The sequence below is a fragment of the Congregibacter sp. genome (assembly GCF_045107095.1).
Classification (GTDB): domain Bacteria; phylum Pseudomonadota; class Gammaproteobacteria; order Pseudomonadales; family Halieaceae; genus Congregibacter.
Genome location: NZ_JBGCFU010000022.1, coordinates 72,397 through 92,190, shown reverse-complemented (window position 1 = coordinate 92,190; position 19,794 = coordinate 72,397). Strand labels below are relative to the sequence as shown.

The 19,794-nt window shown below is 54.7% G+C and carries 22 protein-coding genes and 1 rRNA gene; 14 read left to right on the top strand and 9 right to left on the bottom strand.

What is annotated here, in order from left to right:
* The first annotated feature begins 27 nt into the window (after positions 1–27).
* The 5 genes from rrf (at position 28) to AB8B76_RS04685 (ending at position 4,209) form a co-directional block, all read left to right on the top strand.
* Positions 28–143: ribosomal RNA gene (gene rrf, locus AB8B76_RS04705) — 5S ribosomal RNA — on the top strand.
* A gap of 212 nt (positions 144–355) precedes the next feature.
* The gene (locus AB8B76_RS04700; protein WP_405270758.1) at positions 356–913 is read left to right on the top strand and encodes a hypothetical protein; all 558 of its coding nucleotides are present in this window, start codon (positions 356–358) and stop codon (positions 911–913) included.
* Between the two features lie 7 nt (positions 914–920).
* Positions 921–1,514, top strand: a complete 594-nt coding sequence (locus AB8B76_RS04695; RefSeq protein ID WP_405270756.1) for a prepilin-type N-terminal cleavage/methylation domain-containing protein — start codon at positions 921–923, stop codon at positions 1,512–1,514.
* 209 nt (positions 1,515–1,723) lie between these two features.
* Positions 1,724–2,698, top strand: a complete 975-nt coding sequence (locus AB8B76_RS04690) for a hypothetical protein (RefSeq protein ID WP_405270754.1) — start codon at positions 1,724–1,726, stop codon at positions 2,696–2,698.
* Positions 2,699–2,745: 47 nt separating this feature from the next.
* Positions 2,746–4,209, top strand: a complete 1,464-nt coding sequence (locus AB8B76_RS04685; protein ID WP_405270752.1) for a M20 family peptidase — start codon at positions 2,746–2,748, stop codon at positions 4,207–4,209.
* Positions 4,210–4,225: 16 nt separating this feature from the next.
* On the opposite strand, the gene AB8B76_RS04680 is transcribed toward AB8B76_RS04685, so the two are convergent.
* Positions 4,226–4,810 carry a thymidine kinase gene (locus AB8B76_RS04680; RefSeq protein WP_405270750.1) on the bottom strand — a complete coding sequence of 195 codons (585 nt, stop codon included), beginning with the start codon at positions 4,808–4,810 and terminating at the stop codon, positions 4,226–4,228.
* 168 nt (positions 4,811–4,978) lie between these two features.
* On the opposite strand from AB8B76_RS04680, the gene AB8B76_RS04675 reads away from it, so the two are divergent.
* Together AB8B76_RS04675 and AB8B76_RS04670 are read left to right on the top strand one after the other, a co-directional pair.
* The gene (locus AB8B76_RS04675; RefSeq protein WP_405270749.1) at positions 4,979–5,878 is read left to right on the top strand and encodes a hypothetical protein; all 900 of its coding nucleotides are present in this window, start codon (positions 4,979–4,981) and stop codon (positions 5,876–5,878) included.
* Between the two features lie 161 nt (positions 5,879–6,039).
* Positions 6,040–6,504, top strand: a complete 465-nt coding sequence (locus tag AB8B76_RS04670) for a hypothetical protein (RefSeq protein ID WP_405270747.1) — start codon at positions 6,040–6,042, stop codon at positions 6,502–6,504.
* Between the two features lie 44 nt (positions 6,505–6,548).
* Here AB8B76_RS04670 and msrB read toward each other — a convergent pair whose 3' ends face one another.
* Positions 6,549–7,115: a peptide-methionine (R)-S-oxide reductase MsrB gene (msrB, locus tag AB8B76_RS04665; RefSeq protein WP_405270746.1), complete on the bottom strand. Its 567-nt coding sequence runs from the start codon at positions 7,113–7,115 to the stop codon at positions 6,549–6,551.
* A 147-nt stretch (positions 7,116–7,262) separates the two neighbouring features.
* Between msrB and AB8B76_RS04660 the strand changes: the two genes are divergently transcribed.
* Positions 7,263–7,925 carry a TIGR00730 family Rossman fold protein gene (locus AB8B76_RS04660; RefSeq protein ID WP_405270744.1) on the top strand — a complete coding sequence of 221 codons (663 nt, stop codon included), beginning with the start codon at positions 7,263–7,265 and terminating at the stop codon, positions 7,923–7,925.
* 109 nt (positions 7,926–8,034) lie between these two features.
* Positions 8,035–8,532, top strand: a complete 498-nt coding sequence (locus tag AB8B76_RS04655; RefSeq protein ID WP_405270742.1) for a SixA phosphatase family protein — start codon at positions 8,035–8,037, stop codon at positions 8,530–8,532.
* 59 nt (positions 8,533–8,591) lie between these two features.
* Here the strand turns inward: AB8B76_RS04655 and AB8B76_RS04650 are convergent, their stop codons facing one another.
* A complete protein-coding gene (locus tag AB8B76_RS04650) occupies positions 8,592–9,566 on the bottom strand; it encodes a glutathione S-transferase family protein (protein ID WP_405270740.1) in 975 nt (324 codons plus the stop codon).
* Positions 9,567–9,664: 98 nt separating this feature from the next.
* Positions 9,665–10,561, bottom strand: coding sequence for a LysR family transcriptional regulator (locus AB8B76_RS04645; protein WP_405270739.1), 897 nt, complete (start codon positions 10,559–10,561; stop codon positions 9,665–9,667).
* Positions 10,562–10,679: 118 nt separating this feature from the next.
* Between AB8B76_RS04645 and AB8B76_RS04640 the strand changes: the two genes are divergently transcribed.
* The 5 genes from AB8B76_RS04640 (at position 10,680) to AB8B76_RS04620 (ending at position 14,182) form a co-directional block, all read left to right on the top strand.
* Positions 10,680–11,522: a pirin family protein gene (locus AB8B76_RS04640; protein ID WP_405270737.1), complete on the top strand. Its 843-nt coding sequence runs from the start codon at positions 10,680–10,682 to the stop codon at positions 11,520–11,522.
* Between the two features lie 80 nt (positions 11,523–11,602).
* Positions 11,603–11,875 carry a hypothetical protein gene (locus AB8B76_RS04635; protein WP_405270735.1) on the top strand — a complete coding sequence of 91 codons (273 nt, stop codon included), beginning with the start codon at positions 11,603–11,605 and terminating at the stop codon, positions 11,873–11,875.
* On the top strand, positions 11,872–13,191 hold the full coding sequence (locus AB8B76_RS04630; RefSeq protein WP_405270734.1) for a dicarboxylate/amino acid:cation symporter: 1,320 nt from the start codon (positions 11,872–11,874) through the stop codon (positions 13,189–13,191). The genes AB8B76_RS04635 and AB8B76_RS04630 overlap by 4 nt, the downstream gene beginning before the upstream one ends.
* 9 nt (positions 13,192–13,200) lie before the next feature.
* Positions 13,201–13,851: an MBL fold metallo-hydrolase gene (locus AB8B76_RS04625; protein ID WP_405270732.1), complete on the top strand. Its 651-nt coding sequence runs from the start codon at positions 13,201–13,203 to the stop codon at positions 13,849–13,851.
* Positions 13,844–14,182 (top strand): DUF2288 domain-containing protein, encoded by a 339-nt coding sequence (locus tag AB8B76_RS04620; protein WP_405270730.1) that lies wholly within the window; start codon positions 13,844–13,846, stop codon positions 14,180–14,182. The genes AB8B76_RS04625 and AB8B76_RS04620 overlap by 8 nt, the downstream gene beginning before the upstream one ends.
* Positions 14,183–14,190: 8 nt before the next feature.
* On the opposite strand, the gene AB8B76_RS04615 is transcribed toward AB8B76_RS04620, so the two are convergent.
* From AB8B76_RS04615 to AB8B76_RS04595, 5 genes are all read right to left on the bottom strand, one after another.
* Positions 14,191–15,954, bottom strand: coding sequence for an amidohydrolase (locus tag AB8B76_RS04615; RefSeq protein WP_405270728.1), 1,764 nt, complete (start codon positions 15,952–15,954; stop codon positions 14,191–14,193).
* 87 nt (positions 15,955–16,041) lie between these two features.
* Positions 16,042–17,487 carry a M48 family metalloprotease gene (locus AB8B76_RS04610; RefSeq protein WP_405270726.1) on the bottom strand — a complete coding sequence of 482 codons (1,446 nt, stop codon included), beginning with the start codon at positions 17,485–17,487 and terminating at the stop codon, positions 16,042–16,044.
* Positions 17,477–18,061: a hypothetical protein gene (locus AB8B76_RS04605; protein ID WP_405270765.1), complete on the bottom strand. Its 585-nt coding sequence runs from the start codon at positions 18,059–18,061 to the stop codon at positions 17,477–17,479. Before AB8B76_RS04605 ends, AB8B76_RS04610 begins: the two co-directional genes overlap by 11 nt.
* 74 nt (positions 18,062–18,135) lie before the next feature.
* Positions 18,136–18,819: a hypothetical protein gene (locus AB8B76_RS04600; RefSeq protein WP_405270724.1), complete on the bottom strand. Its 684-nt coding sequence runs from the start codon at positions 18,817–18,819 to the stop codon at positions 18,136–18,138.
* Positions 18,791–19,786 (bottom strand): VWA domain-containing protein, encoded by a 996-nt coding sequence (locus AB8B76_RS04595; RefSeq protein WP_405270722.1) that lies wholly within the window; start codon positions 19,784–19,786, stop codon positions 18,791–18,793. The genes AB8B76_RS04600 and AB8B76_RS04595 overlap by 29 nt, the downstream gene beginning before the upstream one ends.
* Positions 19,787–19,794: the final 8 nt, after the last annotated feature.

The following is a 19,794-nucleotide window of genomic DNA, read 5'->3' as shown; positions in this document are numbered from 1 at the left end:
TCCATAAACCCCCAACATGCCAGTTTGCCTGGCGACCATAGAGCATTGGAACCACCTGACCCCATCCCGAACTCAGCAGTGAAACGATGCATCGCCGATGGTAGTGTGGGGTTTCCCCATGTGAGAGTAGGTCATCGCCAGGCGCCAAATACACAAGGCTCACCCAACAGGGTGGGCCTTTTGTATTTTGGATGCGTAGCAGTCGCGAAGCGATTTCGACCAACGGTCGCAACCCAATGTAGGTCATGCCCATAAATATTGACTTCTTTGTCGTAGTGTCGGATTCTTCCGGCCCATCTACGGATGGGAGTTGCAGTTTCAGTGCTCCCGAGCATTGGAATTGAAGCAAATCACCATGAACACATGCTTGAATCATAAGGAATTGGCGGCTAATTTCGTTTGTGCTGTTTGCGGTAAGTATTTTTGTGAAGAATGCGTAGGCGAACGGTTTTACCCTCAACCTGGATTTATCTGCCACCAGTGCTCCGGTGAGAAACCCGCTGATGCACCTCAACCTCTCCCGCAGCATCCTAAAGCCGAGAAGCCTTCCCCCATTGCTAACGCCTCGAAAAACGCTGTACTCACAGCGAGCATAGAGTGGGCTGTGATTGGCTTGTGCGTAGTGATCATGCTGGGCCTCGGGGCCTACAGGTACAGCCAGCCGAAGTGGAAGCCGGAGCTATTATCGGACCAGCCGGCGGATGTGGCGACTTACTGCTTGAGTGTATTGAACGTGATGGAGGTAGAGGGAGAGGCCCCTACTCTGGATGAGATTGCTGCCGTCTGCCCCGCGCCAATCAAAGCTGAGAAGGTCGATTCGTCAATACTCGTGACGACTCCAGATGGTTTTGCCTACGGCTTTAGCGAGATCGAAGTGGAATTCGATCCCACAACCCTGACGGTCACGGAATAAGGCGGCTATGAAAAAACCAATGTCTCAGCACAGGTCATTGCAAGGCTCCCGCACAGCCAAAGGTTTTACGCTGCTTGAGATTATGATGGTGTTAGCTATCGTGGGTGTTCTTGCTTCCTTGGCGTTACCGTCTTACCAATCCTACGTTGAGCGGGCTGAGTTCGTTGAGGTGACGACCTTTATGGGGGAGATACGCACCGCCTTACAGGTCGAAACAGCGGGCGGCGCGGATTTCCCTACGGAGTTAGTGGGCTCTCAGTCCCGCGTTGCCTCGCGCCAATCTGGGGGCGCGCGTGTGGCGCGTCGAGATTGGCGAATTTCGTCGGAAAGCGAATTGATCGACGAATATTGGTACGACTTCAATGTCAATCAGGATTGGGCTTATGTCGCGCTGCGGCTGAATTCCGACAAAATATCAGAGTGTCGCGGACGCTGTATGTTGCATGTCGGAGCCGTCAGAGTCGGTGAGGTCGTCCACACGGTATGCGGCCGCTGGGGCCAGGCACAATGGCCGGACCCTTTTCCCGTCGCAATCCTGCCCAGAGAGTGCCAAAGCACTAACGTACGCCGAGAGTTGCGGCAACTCCGCCGAAGTCGCTAAGGGCCTTAGCGCATGACAGCGCGCAACATCGGACCACGTCGCACAGCGGCGTATAACGACGCATTAGTAGGCATCTTTGTTTAGAATAAAGTTGCGCCCCGCTAGAAAACCGTGTTTTTCGTGTCCCTCAGAGTCTCCATATCTATGGCTGCTATTTCTTAAGCTGCCATTTCTATGCGAACTCTCCTAGGAGAGCTAAGTAGGCTTATATGAAACAACTTCTGATATCTCTTTTGCTTATCGCCGCAGGGGTACTATGCGTTTGGGCTTTTCGGGAGTATCAGCCTCCAGCTGGCTCGGTATCCGCAACGGACGCGCCTTTCGATCCAGAGCCTGCGACGGCGGAGCTGATCGCCGAGCTGGACTATAGCGTGCTACCCGAGGCATCGGGTCTTGCGGTTTCAGGTCTCGATTCGCAACGCCTGTGGTTAATAAACGATAGCGGAGGGCGCTCTGAGCTCGTGGCCCTGGAGCTTGATGACAATCGCTTCCAACGCGTCAATGTTTTGGACACGCCGAATCGAGATTGGGAAGATCTCGAGGCTTTTGATTACAACGGCACCCCATGGATCGTAGTGGCTGATGTTGGGGACAACGCTGCTCGTCGCGAAAATGTAAGCTTGTACTTCTTTCCTGAACCAAGGCTTGAGGATACTGAAGTAAAGGTACGGGCAACCATTGAACTGTCCTATCCGGGTGGTCCAAGGGATGTGGAAAGCGTAGCCGTGGACCCCCAAAGCAACACGCTGTACTTACTGAGCAAGCGCGAGACGTTTCCCAAGTTGTTTGCCCTCACGCTACCGGCCTTGGATAAGGCTGAGGCGTACCAACTGCAAGCCACGTTAGTTGGCGAGCTTCGAAGTATTCCCGCGCCAACAGACGAAGAGCTGCAAAGGTTTTCCCGCTATGGCAAGTTTCGAAGCCAGCCGACGGGAATGGCCCATGTGCCGGATGGCAGTGGGATAGCGTTGCTTACCTATGGAAAGACTTATTTCGCAGCTCTCAACGACGAAAGAGACTGGTTAGCCGCTTTAAATGAATCTTTATGTCCGGTACCGCGACCCGAGCTTAAGCAGGCAGAAAGTATTGCCGCGGATACCCAAGGGCGCTTTTACGTTACGAGCGAAGGCCGAGGAGCCCCGGTCTTACGGGTCTCAGTTGGAGGCTGCCGAACAGCACCGTGATTGCGGTCAAGCTCCGGTCGCTGATTTTTGATATTTAGAGGGATCCAATGAAACGTCTAGTCACTATTGGTCTTACTGCACTGCTTCTTCTTGCCGTGGTGCTCGTTTATCGCGCAGAGACTCACTTTGAGGATCCGGTCCGCGAAGCTGCGCTGGAAAAGCCCAGCGTCACGATCGACATTGCCGCGGCCTCCCAAACGCTCGCCAAGGCAATCAGCTTTCCCACGATTTCCTACGATGACCCTGCGCGCTTGGATGCAGCGGCATTTGTTGGTTTGCGAGAGCACATGGCGATTAGTTTTCCCCGCGTATACGCCGCCGCGCCCCCTCGGCTGATTAACGAACACAGCCTCTTGTTCAGATTTCCCGGCACCCGATCGGACCTGAAGCCTGCTCTTTTTATGGGTCACATTGATGTCGTCCCCGTGGATCAAGCCACCTTCGACGAGTGGGATCATGCTCCGTTTGGAGGGGTCATTGCAGACGAAATAATCTGGGGGCGAGGTGCCATGGATGACAAGGTCACGGTGTTCGCCTTGTTAGAAGCCATGGAATCTCTTTTGGAATCGGGCCTGCAGATTGAAAGAACCGTTTACTTCGCCTTTGGTCACGATGAAGAAATTGGTGGCCCCATGGGTGCGGCGGCGATGGCTGATCTCCTCGCCAAAGAAGGTGTCGAGTTCGAGTTTGTGCTGGATGAAGGAGGCGTGATTACCCAGGGGATGCTGCCTGACATTGAAGCGCCGGTTGCTCTTGTCGGCGTTGCAGAGAAAGGCTTTGTAAACCTTAGACTCACAGTAAATGCGCCCGGTGGTCACTCATCGCAACCACCGGATCACACCGCTGTGGGCATACTGAGTGAGGCTATCGTAGCCCTCGAGTCTCAGCCCTTTTCCAGCGATGTCGGCTACACCAAAATGACGCTAGACAGCGTGGGCAGTCAGTCTGGGTTTGTAACGCGCTTAATGATGGCTAATCTTTGGCTCTTCGAGCCCATTGTGGCGAAAGTTTTGGCAAAGACCCCTTCAACCGCTGCAACAACGCGCAGCACCATCGCCGCGACAATGCTTGAGGGAAGTTCCAAGTCAAACATTCTTCCTACTCGGGCAAGCGCGGTGGTTAATGTGCGCATCATGCCCGGCGACAGTGTGGATTCAGTGAAAACACACTTCATCGATGCTATCGATGACCCGCGAGTCGAAGTGAGTACGTTTATGGAGAACGAGCCGTCTCGCGTTTCGCCCACAGATAGTTTGGGTTACCAGCTCATCGAGAGAAACATCCGCCGGATGGATGAGTCGGCGCTGGTCGCCCCCTATCTGGTCATTGGCGGAACCGACTCGAAACACTTTTATAGTTTGTCCCCCAACATCTATCGCTTCATCATGGTCAGAGCTGATGCACAGGGGCTTAAACGAATCCACGGCGTTAACGAGCAGCTGCCGGTGAGTGACTATCGCAATGCCATAGAGTTTTTTATGCACTTTCTTGGCGATAGCGCACGAGCGTAGTTAGAACGGACGGTGGTTAGGACGACTGATGGAAGCTGTCATTGAAGTGCCGGCGGCATAGCGATACGTAGCGATCATTGCCGCCTATTTCCACCTGGGCGCCGTCGGTTACCGTTGTTCCATCAGCGTCCTGTCGGACCACCATCGTGGCTTTCTTGCCACAGTGGCAGATTGTTTTGATTTCTTTGAGATTGTCCGCCCAAGCGAGGAGATACTTGCTGCCTTCGAAGGGCTCCCCGCGAAAGTCTGTACGCAGCCCGTAGGCTAGGACGGGGATGCGCAAATCGTCACACACTCTGCCCAGCGCAAAGACCTGTTCCTTGGTCAGGAACTGAGCCTCATCTATCAACACGCAATCGAGTTTCTGCTCTTTATTTCTTTCGCTGACAATCGCGAATACATCGGCTTCACGGTCAAAGATCAATGCGTCCGCCCCTATGCCGATACGCGAAGTCACCCTACCGCTGCCGAAGCGATCATCCAGCGCCGGGGCCAGAATCAGGGTATGCATTCCTCGCTCGACATAGTTGTAGCTTGACTGAAGTAACGTCGTCGACTTGCCTGCGTTCATAGACGAGTAATGAAAATACAGCTTGGCCACAGCGCCTCCAATGGCTTGATTACCTACTTTTATAGCCCGCGGTACCGGTATACAGCAACCCGGATAGTGATTCTCTAAGAATGCCATAGTCTGCGTGGTGAATGGCTTAATTGCCGTGCATACTCACCCTTACAGGTATCTAATTTTCCTTTTCTGGAGAGTAAAAACTTGCAGTGTTTTCGAGGCTTCCTAACACGAATCATCCTTCTTTATATGCTGGCACTGACTTCCCTGTCATCGATGGCGGGGGACTCATCTCAGGCAAAGGACAGCGATAGCTTCAACGACAGTGACAACTACGGCTTCAGCGGAGTGAGTGCGAGCGCCGTGGAGCTTTATCGGCAGGGCTGGGCGGAGATTTTGGAGCGCGGTCGGTGGAGGGAAGCCGAGCGTCTTTATCGCGAGGCCCTTCGCGAGGATCCTGGTTTTTTGATCGCAAAAAGCGTGTTGGCGCGTATGACAGCTGATGCACAGGAGCGGGACAGCTTAAGTTCTGATATCCAGCGCGGTAAAGACCAGGTGGATGCTTCGGGCAGACTGATTTTGGACCCCTATGTGATGACGCTGACGCTTATCTCGGCGCGAGAAAAGGGTGAGAGTCTCCCTGCTGATTTTCGGAGCGATCTGGCGGATCTCGCTATTAGCAACTACCGCAACTTTCTGGAGCGCTACCCCGGGGAGTGGGCAGTACGCGTCGAATACATTGAGTGGATACATGCCAAGCATGGCCCCGCCGCAGCTTTGCAGGCGATCAGAGAAATGCACAATCAGGAGCCTTCCTTTACATCGCGTTTAAGTTACTTCCCGGCCTATTTTCATGCGGAGCTGGGTGACTATGAGAGCGCGACAACGAAGGCGCAGGAGTTTGTAAGCCAGCTCGGCCCGGGAGATTGGCCTCAGAAACACTACATCGAAGCCTTCATCGCCTACGAGCAAGGCGATTACCCTCGCGCCGCGGCGGCCATCGCGGAGGCGCTTCGCCTTGATTCCCGGCACATCATTGCTCAGCGCCTCGATGCCAAGATCAACGACGCCCTCAGCCGCGATCACGAGGCTGAAAATCAATAGGGAGCTTAGGTAGTCTAACTTTTTAGCTTCGGCTGTTTTTAGTGAATGGATCGGGGGAAAAAGAGCCTTGGGCGCTTGAATAGCTCAACTAAGCTGAAAAGCAGTTTGAGCTTTGTCTAGGCCGGTTATAATCACCGTCGTAAATTTTTGAGGATTAGCGCATGTTCAACAAAATATTGATGGTGGCCGCGACGACCTGTGTGCTCAGTGCCTGCGCTGGACGCAGTGATTATCAAACGTTCTATCACGCTGAACAGGGCGATTATGATGCCGCGTTGAGCTCCGCGAAAGCTGCCCAGGGCGGCGGCTTGGGTGCGGTAGAGGGCGTGTTGTTTGGTGACGGCGGCAGCCAGTGCCGAGAGTACAGCGCGGTAGTCACGGTGCATGTGGCTCAAGGAGATTTTTCCGGCGCGACAAATGCCTGCCAGGATTACGAAGAGGAGTGCGCGGTAGTCCCAAATGCCAATCTTTGTTTCCAGTACTCACTGAGCGAGCTGGGAGCCGCCCAGTCTGATCAGGCTGTTGCCAGCAAGCTCACCGAGGACGCGCGGGAAGCGCTGCACTTTCGATGGTTGATGCTTCGTGACGACTACGAGGGCCGAGAGCTCAAACGTCCGATTTACTAGCTCTGGCCCGATAACTCCCAAGCCTGTTCACTAAGTCAGGAATGTTAGCCCGCTTTGGCGACGAAACGCAGAGATACGCCATTGTTGCACCAGCGCTGTCCGGTGGGAGCTGGGCCGTCATTAAAGACGTGTCCGTGGTGCCCGCCGCAGCGCGCGCAGTGATACTCCGTCCGCGGCAGTATTAATTTGAAATCCTTCTTGGTTTCCATTGAGTCCGGAATTGTCGTAAAAAAGCTGGGCCAGCCCGTACCGCTGTCGAACTTCATCTGTGAGGTGAATACCGGTAGGTCGCATCCGGAGCATACATAAACACCGTCGCGCTTTTCGTCGTTTAAAGCACTGGTAAAGGGGCGTTCGGTGGACTCTCTGCGCAGTACGTCATAAGCCAGAGGCTCATCAAGGCGCTGTCGCCACTCATCCTTACTGAGTTTTAACTTGTCGTCTGCACTGACGACCGTAAAACCCTCGGGGAGAAAATCTCGCCACTGAGAGTGGATTTCTTCAAGCATCATGCTCGCCTTACTGTTAGCCCAAAGTACTGGCGCCGACACTGCTGCCGTCGCCCCAATTGCGACCTTCGAGATCGCCGATAAAAATTCACGTCTTTTCATAAAACAATAAGACACGCCAAATACAGAATAATTCCATTTACGTGCGGATTCGATAGATGGATTTTCTTGCACTCCTGCCTGCTCAGCCACTGCGTCTACGTTGTGCCTTCCTGGTGCAGTAGACTGGCGCGAAAGCGAGGGTCAGATATGAGCTCAAAAAGCATTCCGCCAGCCGCGGGGAGTGGTATAAGCCGAGAAGAGCAAGATCGCATTGAGCGTATCAGCGGCGAGCTTCGGGCGGGAATTCAGGAGCTGGACGATGTCGGTCCCGCAGTCAGTATTTTCGGCTCGGCGCGGGTAGACACTGATAGCTGGGAGTATCGCAGCGCTTGTGCGTTGGGAAAGTTGCTTGCTGAAGGGGGTGTTTCGGTGATTACGGGCGGTGGTCCCGGTGTCATGGAAGCGGGGAACCGAGGGGCGCAGGCGGGCGATGGTCGATCTATAGGCCTGAACATCACCTTGCCCCGCGAGCAACTGGCCAACCCCTATGTTGATACGGATATTGCCTTTCGCTATTTCTTTACCCGGAAGTTCATGCTGATCCGCTACGCCATGGGTTTTGCTATTTACCCGGGTGGTTTGGGTACTATCGACGAGCTTTTTGAACTTTTGACTCTGGTGCAAACAGGTAAGCTTCAACCCTGTCCGTTGGTACTCGTGGGGCATGACTATTGGAGTGGACTTTACAACTGGCTCGTGCGAGAGAGCGTCAGTCGCGGCTACATCGCAGCCGAAGATCTTGACCTGGTGGAAGTGGTGCCGGATGAGGAAGTCGCTGCTGCTGTGCTTTTGGACAAGTTAAAAAGTTAGAACCATGCTGTTCGGGTGAGCTGTGTTGGCGTCTTAACGCTATCCCATCGCCTTGGCTCAGCCGTAAATATTGTCAATTGCGTGCTATGAATCATCTGGAGAAGCTTAGATGAAAGTAATACATCTTATGCGTCATGCTAAATCTAGCTGGCAGGACTCAGGCTTAAGCGATCATGATCGTGAATTAAACGACCGAGGTTTTCGGGACGCGCCGCGCATGGGCCGCGCTTTGGGCGAACTGTTAACACCTCAGCCCATACATTGCAGTTCTGCTGTACGCGCGCAGCAAACTCTTGAGGGCCTCTGTGAGGGCTGGCCAGCTGTAGCACTGCAGCAGCATGCAGTCGACGACGCCCTCTATACCTTCGATCACCAGGATTTGTTGACCTGGATTCAGGGCCTTCAGAGCGATAGTGATGAGTGTTTTTTGTTGGGTCACAACCCCGGGCTAACGGACCTTTGCAACCAGCTGGTAGGACGCGTCGCTCTGGACAACTTGCCTACGGCGGGTTACCTACAGCTCGATTTACCTGTGAGCGCCTGGTCTGATGTTACGGATGGAATCGCCACCCTCACTGAGTGGCAATTCCCCCGAGATCTTTCCTAGCTGGAGAGCCGAGAGACTCTAGCGTCGCTACTTACTGCCCTGTTACCTCCTGCCCTGGCTTAGGCCGCTGACACCGCACGCAGGGCATCCCGACCATGGGGGCGATCGTAGTCAATGTCCGGCCCCAGCGGTACAACGCCCGTGGGATTGATGGTCCCGTGAGAGGCGTAGTAGTGAGTTTTAATGTGATAAAAATCGACGGTCTCCGCGATGCCTTCTAGCTGGTAGATATCACGGACATAGCCCGCAATGTTCGAAAAATCTTCCAGCCGGTTGCGGTTGCACTTGAAATGTCCGTGATACACCGAGTCAAAGCGGATCAGCGTTGTAAACAAGCGAATGTCCGCTTCTGTCAGGGTGTCGCCGCAGAGATATCGATTGCTCGCCAAGTGAGCGTCGATGTGGTCCAGTTCGGCGAAGACTTCTCGGTAGGCCTCAGCATAGGCTTTCTGCGTTGTGGCAAATCCTGCTCGGTACACACCGTTATTGATGGCGGGGTAGATACGATCGTTCCAGCTATCAATAGAGTCCAGCAGTGCAGCAGGGTAGAGGTCCAGCGTGTTACCCGTGACTTCATTAAATGCAGTGCCGAGCATACGAATGATTTCTGATGACTCATTGTTGACGATACGATTGCTTTGCTTGTCCCACAGCACGGGTACGGTGACGCGCCCACTGTAGTCAGGCTGGGCTGCACTATAGACCTGATGCATGAGCGCATTGTCTTGCACCCTGTCTCCCGTGCTTCCCTCGTCTTTGGCAAAGGTCCAACCATTCTCCAGCATGATGGGACTGACTACAGAAACATCGATATGTGACTGCAGCTCTTTCAGGTTTCGCACAATCAGAGTCCGGTGCGCCCAAGGGCAGGCCAGAGAAACGTACAAGTGATAGCGTCCTGATTCTGCTGGAAACTCGCTATCTTGCGAGCCCATTCCGTGCCGGAATTGCGCGTCTTCGCGGACAAAGCGGCCATCCGATGCACTGGTGTCATACCAGCGGTCCTGCCAAACACCGTCTACGAGTAAACCCATGAAACACTCCTTAATCTCTACATGATGTCTAAAGAGCGATCATATTAAGTTCGACTGAAAAGGAAGAAAATCAGCAAAAAACCGATATAACGTTCGTTTTAGTCGAATTCATTGGAGATTTTCGTTTGCGCGACAAGAAGTTCGCCCAAGCGGCATGTTGCGGGCCCCGCTTTGTCCGAATCCGCATAGGTTATAAATAGCGACACTCTGCGCCGTGAACCTCGCTCCAATGGCAGTTCCCGCAAGCTACCGCGCGCCAAGTCATCGCCTATACGCGTCACTGGTAGCCAGGCAAACCCCATACCGCGCTTAATCATGGCGATAGATGTTGCGACGTGACTTACCGTCCAGCGCTGCTCCGCGCCCAACCAGCCGGAGTCCACACGCTGCCCGGTCGATGAATCGCGAACAACGATTTGGCGTTCCGACGCCAGGTCCTGAAGGTTTAGAGGGCGCTGTGCGCCATGGAGGGCATGCTTGGGGTGAGACACAGCAATGAATTCGACATCTATAAGAGGCTCACCCAAAAAACCCGGGGGCACGGAGCCGGCAACGAGCAGGTCTACTTCTCCTTGCAGTAGACGCTCGGGACCGCCGGATAAGACACTCTCGACGAGCTCCACCCGTGTGTTAGGAAACTCCGTGGATAACTGAGCCAGGGCTTCCGCGAGGCAGTGCTGGGAATAGATTTCGTCGACTGCAACTCGTAGCTCAGCCTCGTCACCCTGCGAGAGACTCTCTGCAATCGTCTCCAGTTGCTCTGCCTGATCGATGAGTTGACCGGCGCGGCGGAGCATCAACTCCCCTGCGTCCGTGAGCTGAGCTTTGCGTCCCACGACCTCCAGTAGCTGCAAGCCCAGCTGACTTTGCAGTTTATGTACGGCGTGGTTGATGCTTGATTGGCTCTTATGGATAGCCTCTGCAGCCTGCGCGAAGCCTCCATGCTCAACGACGGCGCGAAACATTCTCCACTGCTCTAGGGTAGAACGACTCATAGATTCAGTCTTTATCTAAAAAATCGAAAGGTATGGGCTAAATAAAGCAATATTCCTACGATTTTACAAGCGCTAATGTGGCAGCCCGTCGAGGAGCTGTTTCAGAAAGGAGATCACTATGAACCGCGAAATACAGCAAGTTTTTAATGCACAACCGAGCATGGACGGAGCGGGGGTGGCAATTCACCGTGTAGCGGGTTTTGAGCAGGCCGCCATGGATCCGATCCTTATGATTGATGAGTTGCGTTCAGAGCACCGTGAAGATTTTGCCGCAGGTTTTCCCCCGCATCCTCACCGCGGTATGCAGACGCTGACCTACATGAAGCACGGTGGCATCATTCATGAAGATAGTCTGGGCAACCGAGGTGAGATTCAAAGTGGCGGTGCGCAATACATGAGCGCCGGTCGAGGGATCATTCACTCTGAAATGCCTACGCAGGACACGGAGGGTCTTCATGGCTTTCAGCTCTGGTTCAATCTACCCGCAGCACAGAAGATGCAGGCGCCTCGCTATCGGGATTTGCCGCTTACAGAGTTGGCACATCTGGCAGGGCGGGGTTTTAGTCTGACCGCGGTCTCGGGAGAGTGGCATGTGGCTGGAGAGTCGACCTTGGAAGGCCCCTTGAGTGAACTGGCTCCTCAGGCGGCTCTGGCTGATCTCAGCATAGAGTCTGCGATGGAGCTGGCTTTCGCGGCGCCGGCGGAGGAATCCGTGATGGCCTATGTATACAACGGCGATGTCGAGCTTGGCGGCGCTAGCTATGGCAAGCGACAAATGCTGTTGTTCAACGCGGGAGATACCGTGTCCTTGACAGGCGGCTCGCGAGGCGCGGGTGTATTGCTGCTTCGTGGCCGGCCTATCGGCGAAAGGGTCGTGCACTACGGGCCCTTTGTGATGAATACCGAGGCTGAAATCGAGAAAGCCATCCGAGATTATCAGTCGGGACGATTCGCCGCCTAGTATCACCTGTAAGGGCCCTCAGGGCTGCAAGGTTTGTACAATGGTGCTACCCTTGCAGCCCTTTAAGTATCGGATAAATCATGCGTTTTTCCTTGCCTATCAGTGTATTAACGCTGGCAGTCGTCGCCGCCGTAGCTACGGGTTGTGCGACGCCGGCGGAGCCTGTCGTCCCGCTGGTTACCTCCTGTGAAGAACCTCGACCGCAGGTCTGCACGATGATCTTTGCCCCGGTGTGTGCCACGGGTATTTCTGGAGAGTTGTCGACCCATGCCTCTGGCTGCAACGCCTGTGCTGACGACCAGGTAAATAGTTACGTCGATGGCGCCTGTGAAGAACAAGGAAACTCTCTATGAGTCTGACCAATCGAATTTTGCTGGGCATGGCTGCTGGTATTCTGCTGGGCTCCCTCCTCAATCTCATCGGACATGGGAGTGCTGTTGACGGCACCCTCAAGACCATCATCGATGATTGGTTAGTGGGCGGGCTGTTCGACGTGATCGGCCGCATTTTCGTGGCGTCCTTAAAATTGCTGGTCGTACCCCTGGTGTTTGTGTCCTTGGTCTGTGGTTCAAGTTCCCTCGGTGACAGCGCACGTATGGGCCCCATTGCCGGTAAAACACTGCTTTTTTATCTGGCGACCACCGCGATCGCTGTGTCTGTAGCCTTGGTTGTGGCGGTGTTTATTGGTCCCGGTAGCTCGGTGCAGCTCGACACCAGTGCAGCATTTGTTGCAACGGAGCCGCCCGCTCTGAAGGAAGTGCTGGTGAACATCTTCCCGGCCAACCCCATTAAAGCGATGGCTGATGGCGAGATGCTGCAAATCATCGTGTTTGCCCTGCTGTTTGGTTATGCGCTGTCTCAAGCGGGAGAAGCAGGCCAGCGAATGGCGTCCTACTTTAACGACCTCGAAGCGATCGTCATGAAGATGGTAGGCGTGCTCATGGCCTTTGCACCTTACGGCGTATTCGCGTTGCTCGGTAGGCTCTTTGCCGAGATGGGTCTAAGCGCGATTCTCGACCTTGGCGCGTACTTCCTTACCGTGCTGGGTGTGTTGATCTTCCACGGTACCGTCACCTACGGATTGATTCTGAAGACATTGACGGGACTGCCACCCCGGGTGATGTTAAAGAAGATGCGCTCCGTATGGGCCTTCGCGTTTTCTACGGCATCATCGGGAGCGACCCTGCCCATCACGCTTCGCACGGTTGAGAAAAAGCTAGGGGTACATAACTCCGTTGCGGGCTTCACCATACCCTTGGGTGCAACGATCAATATGGATGGCACGGCCATTATGCAGGGCGTGGCGACCGTGTTTATTGCTCAGGTTTACGGCTTTGACCTCAGCATGACTGCGTACATTACGGTGATCCTAACTGCGACCCTGGCCTCTGTGGGAACCGCAGCAGTGCCCGGCGTAGGCTTGATTACTTTGGCCATGGTGTTGGAGCAGGCCGGACTGCCCGTAGAGGGCATCGCCTTGATTATCGGCGTCGATCGCCTTTTGGATATGGTCCGAACCATGGTGAACGTAACCGGTGACGCCACAGCATCTGTCGTTGTGGCGAAGAGCGAGAAGCAGTTCGATGAGGAGGTGTTCTTCAATCCGAACGCTGACGCACATCCTGAAGCTTCTGACTCTAAAGCTCCCGTGAGTGCTGCGGGAGCGTAAGAGACTGTCATGAGTATTAAAGTTACGATTGTGCCTGTCACGGCCTATCAGCAAAACTGCTCGATACTGAAGTGCGAGGCCACCGGAAAGGCTGCGATCGTTGATCCCGGTGGGGACACCGAAAGAATTCTTGCCGCGGTAGAGCAACTAGGCGGCACCGTGGAAAAGATTATCCTGACCCACGGGCACATGGATCACTGTGCCGCTTCCGACGTACTCAGGCAGCAGCTGTCGGTCCCGATCGAAGGCCCCCATGAAGGGGACCGCTTCTGGATCGATAAACTCCCTGAGTGGTGCAAAATGGCCAACTTTCCTATCGCCGAGGCTTTTGAGCCCGATCGCTGGCTGGTGGCTGGAGATACCGTGACCGTGGGCGAGCAAACGCTCAAGGTCTTTCATTGCCCGGGGCATACTCCCGGCCACGTGGTCTTCGTGCACGATGGTCAGAGAGTGGCCTGGGTAGGTGACGTTATCTTCCAGGGCTCCATCGGTCGTACAGATTTTCCGCAGGGAAACCACGACGATCTGATCGCGAGCATACGCAATACGCTGTTTCCACTGGGTGATGACATCACGTTTATTCCCGGCCATGGTCCCACCTCGACCTTCGGGCAAGAGCGACAAACCAATCCCTTTGTAGCAGACCAACGGTATGGCTGATGTCCCTGACAGGACCCAGCGTCGAGCGGACTTCCTTGCTCAAACGGCCAGAATCCCCTTTAGCGAACTGCAACGGTATTTCGCTGCTGGGCGGTTAATACTGGCAAGCGACGATTTGGATCTTATTGAAGTAGCTGTTCAGTTATCTGAAGACAACGCCGCACAGTTTGAACAGTGGCTCAACGCAGGACTGGTCAAGGGTGTCGCTGACGAACAGGCGACCGCCTGGCTGGCCCAGGACGACGCTTTGTGGGCTGTTGTGGCAGATCCCTGGGTACTGGTGCAAGAGCGGAAGGCAGCCGCGGTTTCCGTAGATGACAGCGGCGCCTGAGGGTTTGCTCAGTCTATTTTTGCGGGACGACCCTCGAATACCGTCCCCCAAATAGGAATATCGCGAAGCTTTTTGACACCCACAGCGTAAGGGTCCTGCTCCAGTACTGTGAAGTCTGCGCGCTTGCCTGCCCGAATAGAACCGATCTCGTTTTCCCAGCCCATTACCCATGCCGCGTCGATAGTGATGCCCCGTAGTGCCGCGTCAAGACTGATACGCTGCTCTTGTCCGGTTGCATTGCCATTGATGGTTACCCGGTTGGTAGCCGTCCAGGCGAGAGTTAAGGGCTCCAGCGGGGCCATGGGTGCATCGGAGTGCAGCGCCAATGGAATGCCCGCTCGCTCGACAGATCCCAGAGGAACCATCTGTGCGCTGCGATCCGGGCCTAGCCAGGCATCGCCATAAAGATCGGACAAAATGTAGTGGTAATAGGGGTTGGCAGAGATCACACCACCCAGGGCACCAAATTGCCGAATTTGTTCTTCCGTAGTGTATGCAAAGTGTTCGAGGGTTAAACGGTGGTCTGGTCGTGGATGCTCAATCTGTAGGGCTTTGAGCATATCTATGAGAGCCGCTGCGCTGGCGTCGCCGTTGGTGTGCGCGTGAATCTTGTACCCGGCCTTCCAAAAATGACTCCCCCAGGCCTTCGTCACGTCCAAGGGTGCCATCCACTGCCCCTCATGACCATCGAGGTACCCCGGAGGTCCCATTTGCGCCAGCCCACTATAAATCGCGCCATCCATCATTAGTTTGAAGTGTCTGTCGATAATTACGCGATGGGAGTTACTTTCACGCCAGCGATCAATTTCTTGTTCGGCTTCCGCGGGACTGCGTCCTCGCGCTAAAAAATCCGTGATGATTGGAGTCATGATGATCCTCAGCGGCGCATCGGTGTCTGCGACCGCACGCCTGATCAGTGCGAGTTCCTGTTCGGGATTGCCAAAAATCCCCGTGCCCATGTCCAGCGCTGTAGTCACTCCGCCACGGTGGGCCATGGCCAGGAAGTTTTCCATACCGCCCAAAAACCGGGCAGGTTCAAACAAGAATCCGAGTTTGGGTACTAGCGCTTTTAATCCGTTTTCCCAGAAGTGCCCCTGTTCCCAGTCCGCTTCGTGAAGACCCTGCACTTCCGCTTCGCTTAGGCCGAGTTCAATCACGGCGGCATCGTTGAGGATGAGTTCGTGAAATGAGCGGTGCCAGAGCATTACGGATTGATCGGGAAACCATTCGGTGAGTTGTTCACGGTAAACGTCGCCATGCCAAAGGGGGTGGTAGCCCCAGGCGATAAAAGGCAGGTCTCCCTGGTGAGCGCCAACGAGTTTCTTCAATTTGTCTTCGAATGCTTCGGGATCGAGAGCCCCGGGAAAGCTTCCCGTGGGCAGCTCCCAATCGTCCGGTGCCAGAAAAGGAAACTGCGTAAGCACCGCCGGTAGTGTCGGGTGCACGTGGGGGTCTATAAACCCAGGCGTTAATACCTTGCCTTCAAACTGTGTATCCACGGGAAACTCTGCGAGCGCTGGCGTCGACTGAAGCTGGGCAAGGCTGCCCACGGCAACGACACGGCCTTCGTTCACCGCAACCGCGGTAGCTACGGGTAAGCCCGGATCCATGGTGATGACTTTTTCCGCCGTAAAAATCACCTGCGCTTGCAGTGGCGCGATACATGCCAAGGCAATGCAGATTCCGAAGAATAAGGAGCTTCGCATTGCGAGCATTGAGGGCGTAGCAGAAAGAGAGGACAGGCGAGCCTGATTACTCACAGGAAAAGACATTGTTGAACCCCGTGCCAAGAGTTTAGGTACAGGGAGTCTAGCGGCAAAGCGTAGCTAGGCGGTAATGCCCGAGCTCGAACTGGGGACCTACTGGATGACTTTAATCCAGTCGCCCGTTCGTGGCTCGCCGCGGGGATAGAAATCGTTGATGAGCCTCAACTGTGCTTCCGCATCCGGTATTCGGGTGCTCGCTGCAAGAGAGCCCACGTCTGCTCCGCGAGGTACCTGTATGTAGCGTACATAGCGCCCGTTACTGGAGCTTTTTTCTTTGGGATGCATTGCTCGAAAGCTCTCGATGAGCGTTCGCAACTGCGCATCACTCGCAGCGAAGTCAGTGGCGCTGCCATCAAACAGGTAGGTGAGGTTTCCGAGATTGAAAACCGCCAAGCGCTTGTTTTTGCCGGCCGCGGCCGCGACAGCGGTATATCCGTCAAGCCCGCTTTGTTGCAATGTTTCGCCCGCGCTGAGCTCGCCGTTGGCAGAGGACTCCAGCACCGACTGGGGCGTTGCTGCAGGATCCTTCCTGCGTAGGGTGATCGTTAGACTGGCACTACCATCGGGCGCCGCGGCGACAACCGATTGCGAACTGGTGGTAACTGACCAGCCTTCGGGCTGTTCGATCGTGAATCCCAGTTTGTTGTGATAGTAGCGATCGTCGGCCCGCTGGCCTTCAACACTTTCTCCCCAAACGAGACCGTCTGTTACCCGACGGAACTCCCCCGGCTCCTCGGGGCTCTCGATGTAGGTGCCATCATCTAATTCATTGGCGGCCCTGATGACCGTTTGTAAGCGTTTGTCATTGCGTGGGTGTGTCGCATACAGGCCGTGATAGGTGGTGCCGCTTTTACCAGCAGCCTTGGCCTTCAGGCGCATGAACTGTTCCTGATTTTTTAGCACCCCGATGACGTCTAGCAGTGCCTCGGGCTCGTAGCCCGCCTTGTACATGTATTCGGCACCCAGACCATCAGCCTCCAACTCCATGTCACGTCCGTAGCCGCTGATTACTTCGGCGCCGTACATGTTGGAAGCTTCGTAGACTGCGCTACTGCCAGTGAGGACGTAGGCAGTGGTGGATAACACTTTACTGGTGGTGCTCGCTGTCTTTCTGCGCCCGTGATGCCGGGCTGTAACGTGAGCAATCTCGTGGCCGATCACACCTGCTAACTCTGCCTCGGTGTTCAGGTAGCCAATGAGGCCTCGATTGACGTAGATAAAGCCGCCGGGGGTCGCAAAGGCGTTGATCTCTGGAGCGTCGATGATAGAGAAGGTGAATTTGCGATCGGGCATGTCGCTTTCCGCGACCAGCCGCTGCCCAATTTTCTCCACGTAAGCCTGTAGTTCCGGATCTTCGTAGAAAGCACCTTCTTCCAGAAACTTGTTGTACATTTCCTGACCAGTTTCCCACTCACTGTTAGATCCCGATAGGACTACGGAGGTGCCTCCCGTGGCTGGGTTAACCGCGCAACCGGACACACCGCCCAGCGCTACACCCAGGGTGGTGACGAGTAAGAGCTGTTGAAATCTAGTGCTCACTGGACAAAAACTGAAGCAATTGATCGCCCAGACCATCACAGGCGGTGCCTTGAACCGGAGCGATAATAGGAATGGGGACCACCACGGCAGGCATATAAGATTGGCCGCTGGTGCTGGCGTTTAGACGGCCCACTTCGGCCTTATCCGTAAAGTCCCAAATGGTGGCCTCGTAGTCCGAGGCATTTCCCCAGGTGCCAAAGCCGAAGCAACCCGCGCCACCGGGGCCTACACCACAGGTCATGGAGCCTGCTGAATTGGTTTGCACGGTGCTGCCGTCGACCCAGATCATGTACTCGAGCTTGAGGTTAGCGAGTTGTTCGGCCACGGGTTTCTGTTGCACCAGACGGTCAATATCCGCGGGACGCAGAGGCGCGGTCCGCGGTTCAAACCAAGGGTAGAGCGTATTGATGAACTCGATCTCGTCTATGATCTCAATGGTCGAGTCTCGTGCGACTACGTGATCGGCGATGCATTCAATAAAATCAAATTCTGTTTCGTAGTCGCTCGCATGGCGACGCCCCAGAATGACTACGGTAGCGTCTCCAATGCCCTCCACCGGCTCGTTAAACACCATTTCGTCTACGGTGGATGTAACGCAGCCCGCGAGCGTAACGCTCAGCAACAGCAGGACAATGCCCCGTGCGGTATTCACAGTGATGCCACCGGCGAGCTTTCCTGCCCTAATTCCTCAAGCCACTGCGCGACTTCGGGGACCTTGTGGAAGCTGGTAATGAAATGGGCGCCCGCGTCACGAAGGGCTACCACTGCGGCGAGGTTTACAGCCGCTTCATCGCTCTGCAGGAAGGCGGTTGGTGTTTTGCCGTAGGCTGTCATAGTCCACTCGGCGATGGGATCACCGTTGGTGGTCACCAGCTGAAAAGCGTAGCGCATCCAGATTTCATACACCTTGACGTTGGTGTGCGCGGGGATGGCGTATTGCAGCTCGTCCACCCGAGGGATCAGTACCGCATCGACTACGGGGTTCATTTGCTCCGGTGCAGGTTCTCCATCCATTTTTGTGACATCGACAAACATGTTGTTAAGCAGCTGGCCCCACATAGCCACCTGAGCCTCGCCGGTTTTGACGATCCAGGTGGAGTCTGCGCGACCCTTGGCCTCATCAAAAAATTCGTGGCCTTCAAATTCTGGCTCGTACCAAACGCCCAAGTTCACTTTTAACGGTTCCATGAGCGGAGGAGGAAAATTACCGGTAACGACAACTTCTTTAGTGCCACAGCTTGTCAGGAACAGGGTCGCGAGAATGAGTCCCCCCCATGAGAGGAAGCGGCGTGCGCAGTAGTTGTCAGGGCCTGAAGTCATTGAGTCCGACAAACGTGCCTCCGTTGCGATAGGTCAGCTCACGCATGAGTGCTGCAAAGCGTATTCCGGTTGTTTGTAGATTGGCTGCCCGAATAAATTGTACGGGAAACCCTACGGCGTGGATTCGTACCAATCGCTGGCCATCGGTGGCTTCGCGATTGATTCGTTCGACAGTGTCCACTACGTTGCCGATGGAGTCTCCAGTAAATTCATCTCCGAAGACGTAGATACTAATCTTTTTCTTGGGGTCGTAAAAAGTGCGTATTGCAGCGGTTATACCTTCGACGGGGGATGAGTTACTGAAAACGTTCCAATTTCGCAGGTTCTGCATGATCACTCTGCGCCGTCCATCTGTATCAGGGATCCATTGTCCCCGATAACGACTGAACATGTAGTTACCCATGTCGTTCATGATCTGGATGCCTTTCACATTCGGGTAGATGTTCAGTGTGGCATCGATTTCCTGCATCATCCGATCCCAGGCATACGAGAACATCGACCCCGAGGTGTCGATCACGAAGATGATGTACTCGCTGTCAACGGGAATACCTCCGATGAGGTTGCTGGTGACCTCTAATCCTGCGAGGAGCCGCTTTTGCTCTGCAGTCAGTGATTGTCGTGCAATGGCGAGCTGCTCAGTAATCACGGAGTTTGTATTCGTCTCCACCTGCAAACTGTCGTAGCGAGACTTGGTGGACGCCAGCTGACCACGCAAAATCGCAATACGTTCCTTGTACTCTGACAGCTGTTCTTTCCGGGCGTTCAAATCCCTATTCAGAAACCGAGTTTCGCCGCGAATCTCGAAGAGCTGCTCCTGCAAATCGGCGACCAGGCCTTCGAGGTTAACGGTGGATGCTTCGATGATCTGCGGCTGCACGGTTTTTGTGATCATCAGCAGCAGAATCACCGCTCCAAAACCACAGCAAATCACATCCAGGAACGAGAGCGTGAATTCGGACATTTCGCGACGTTTACGCATAATCCTCG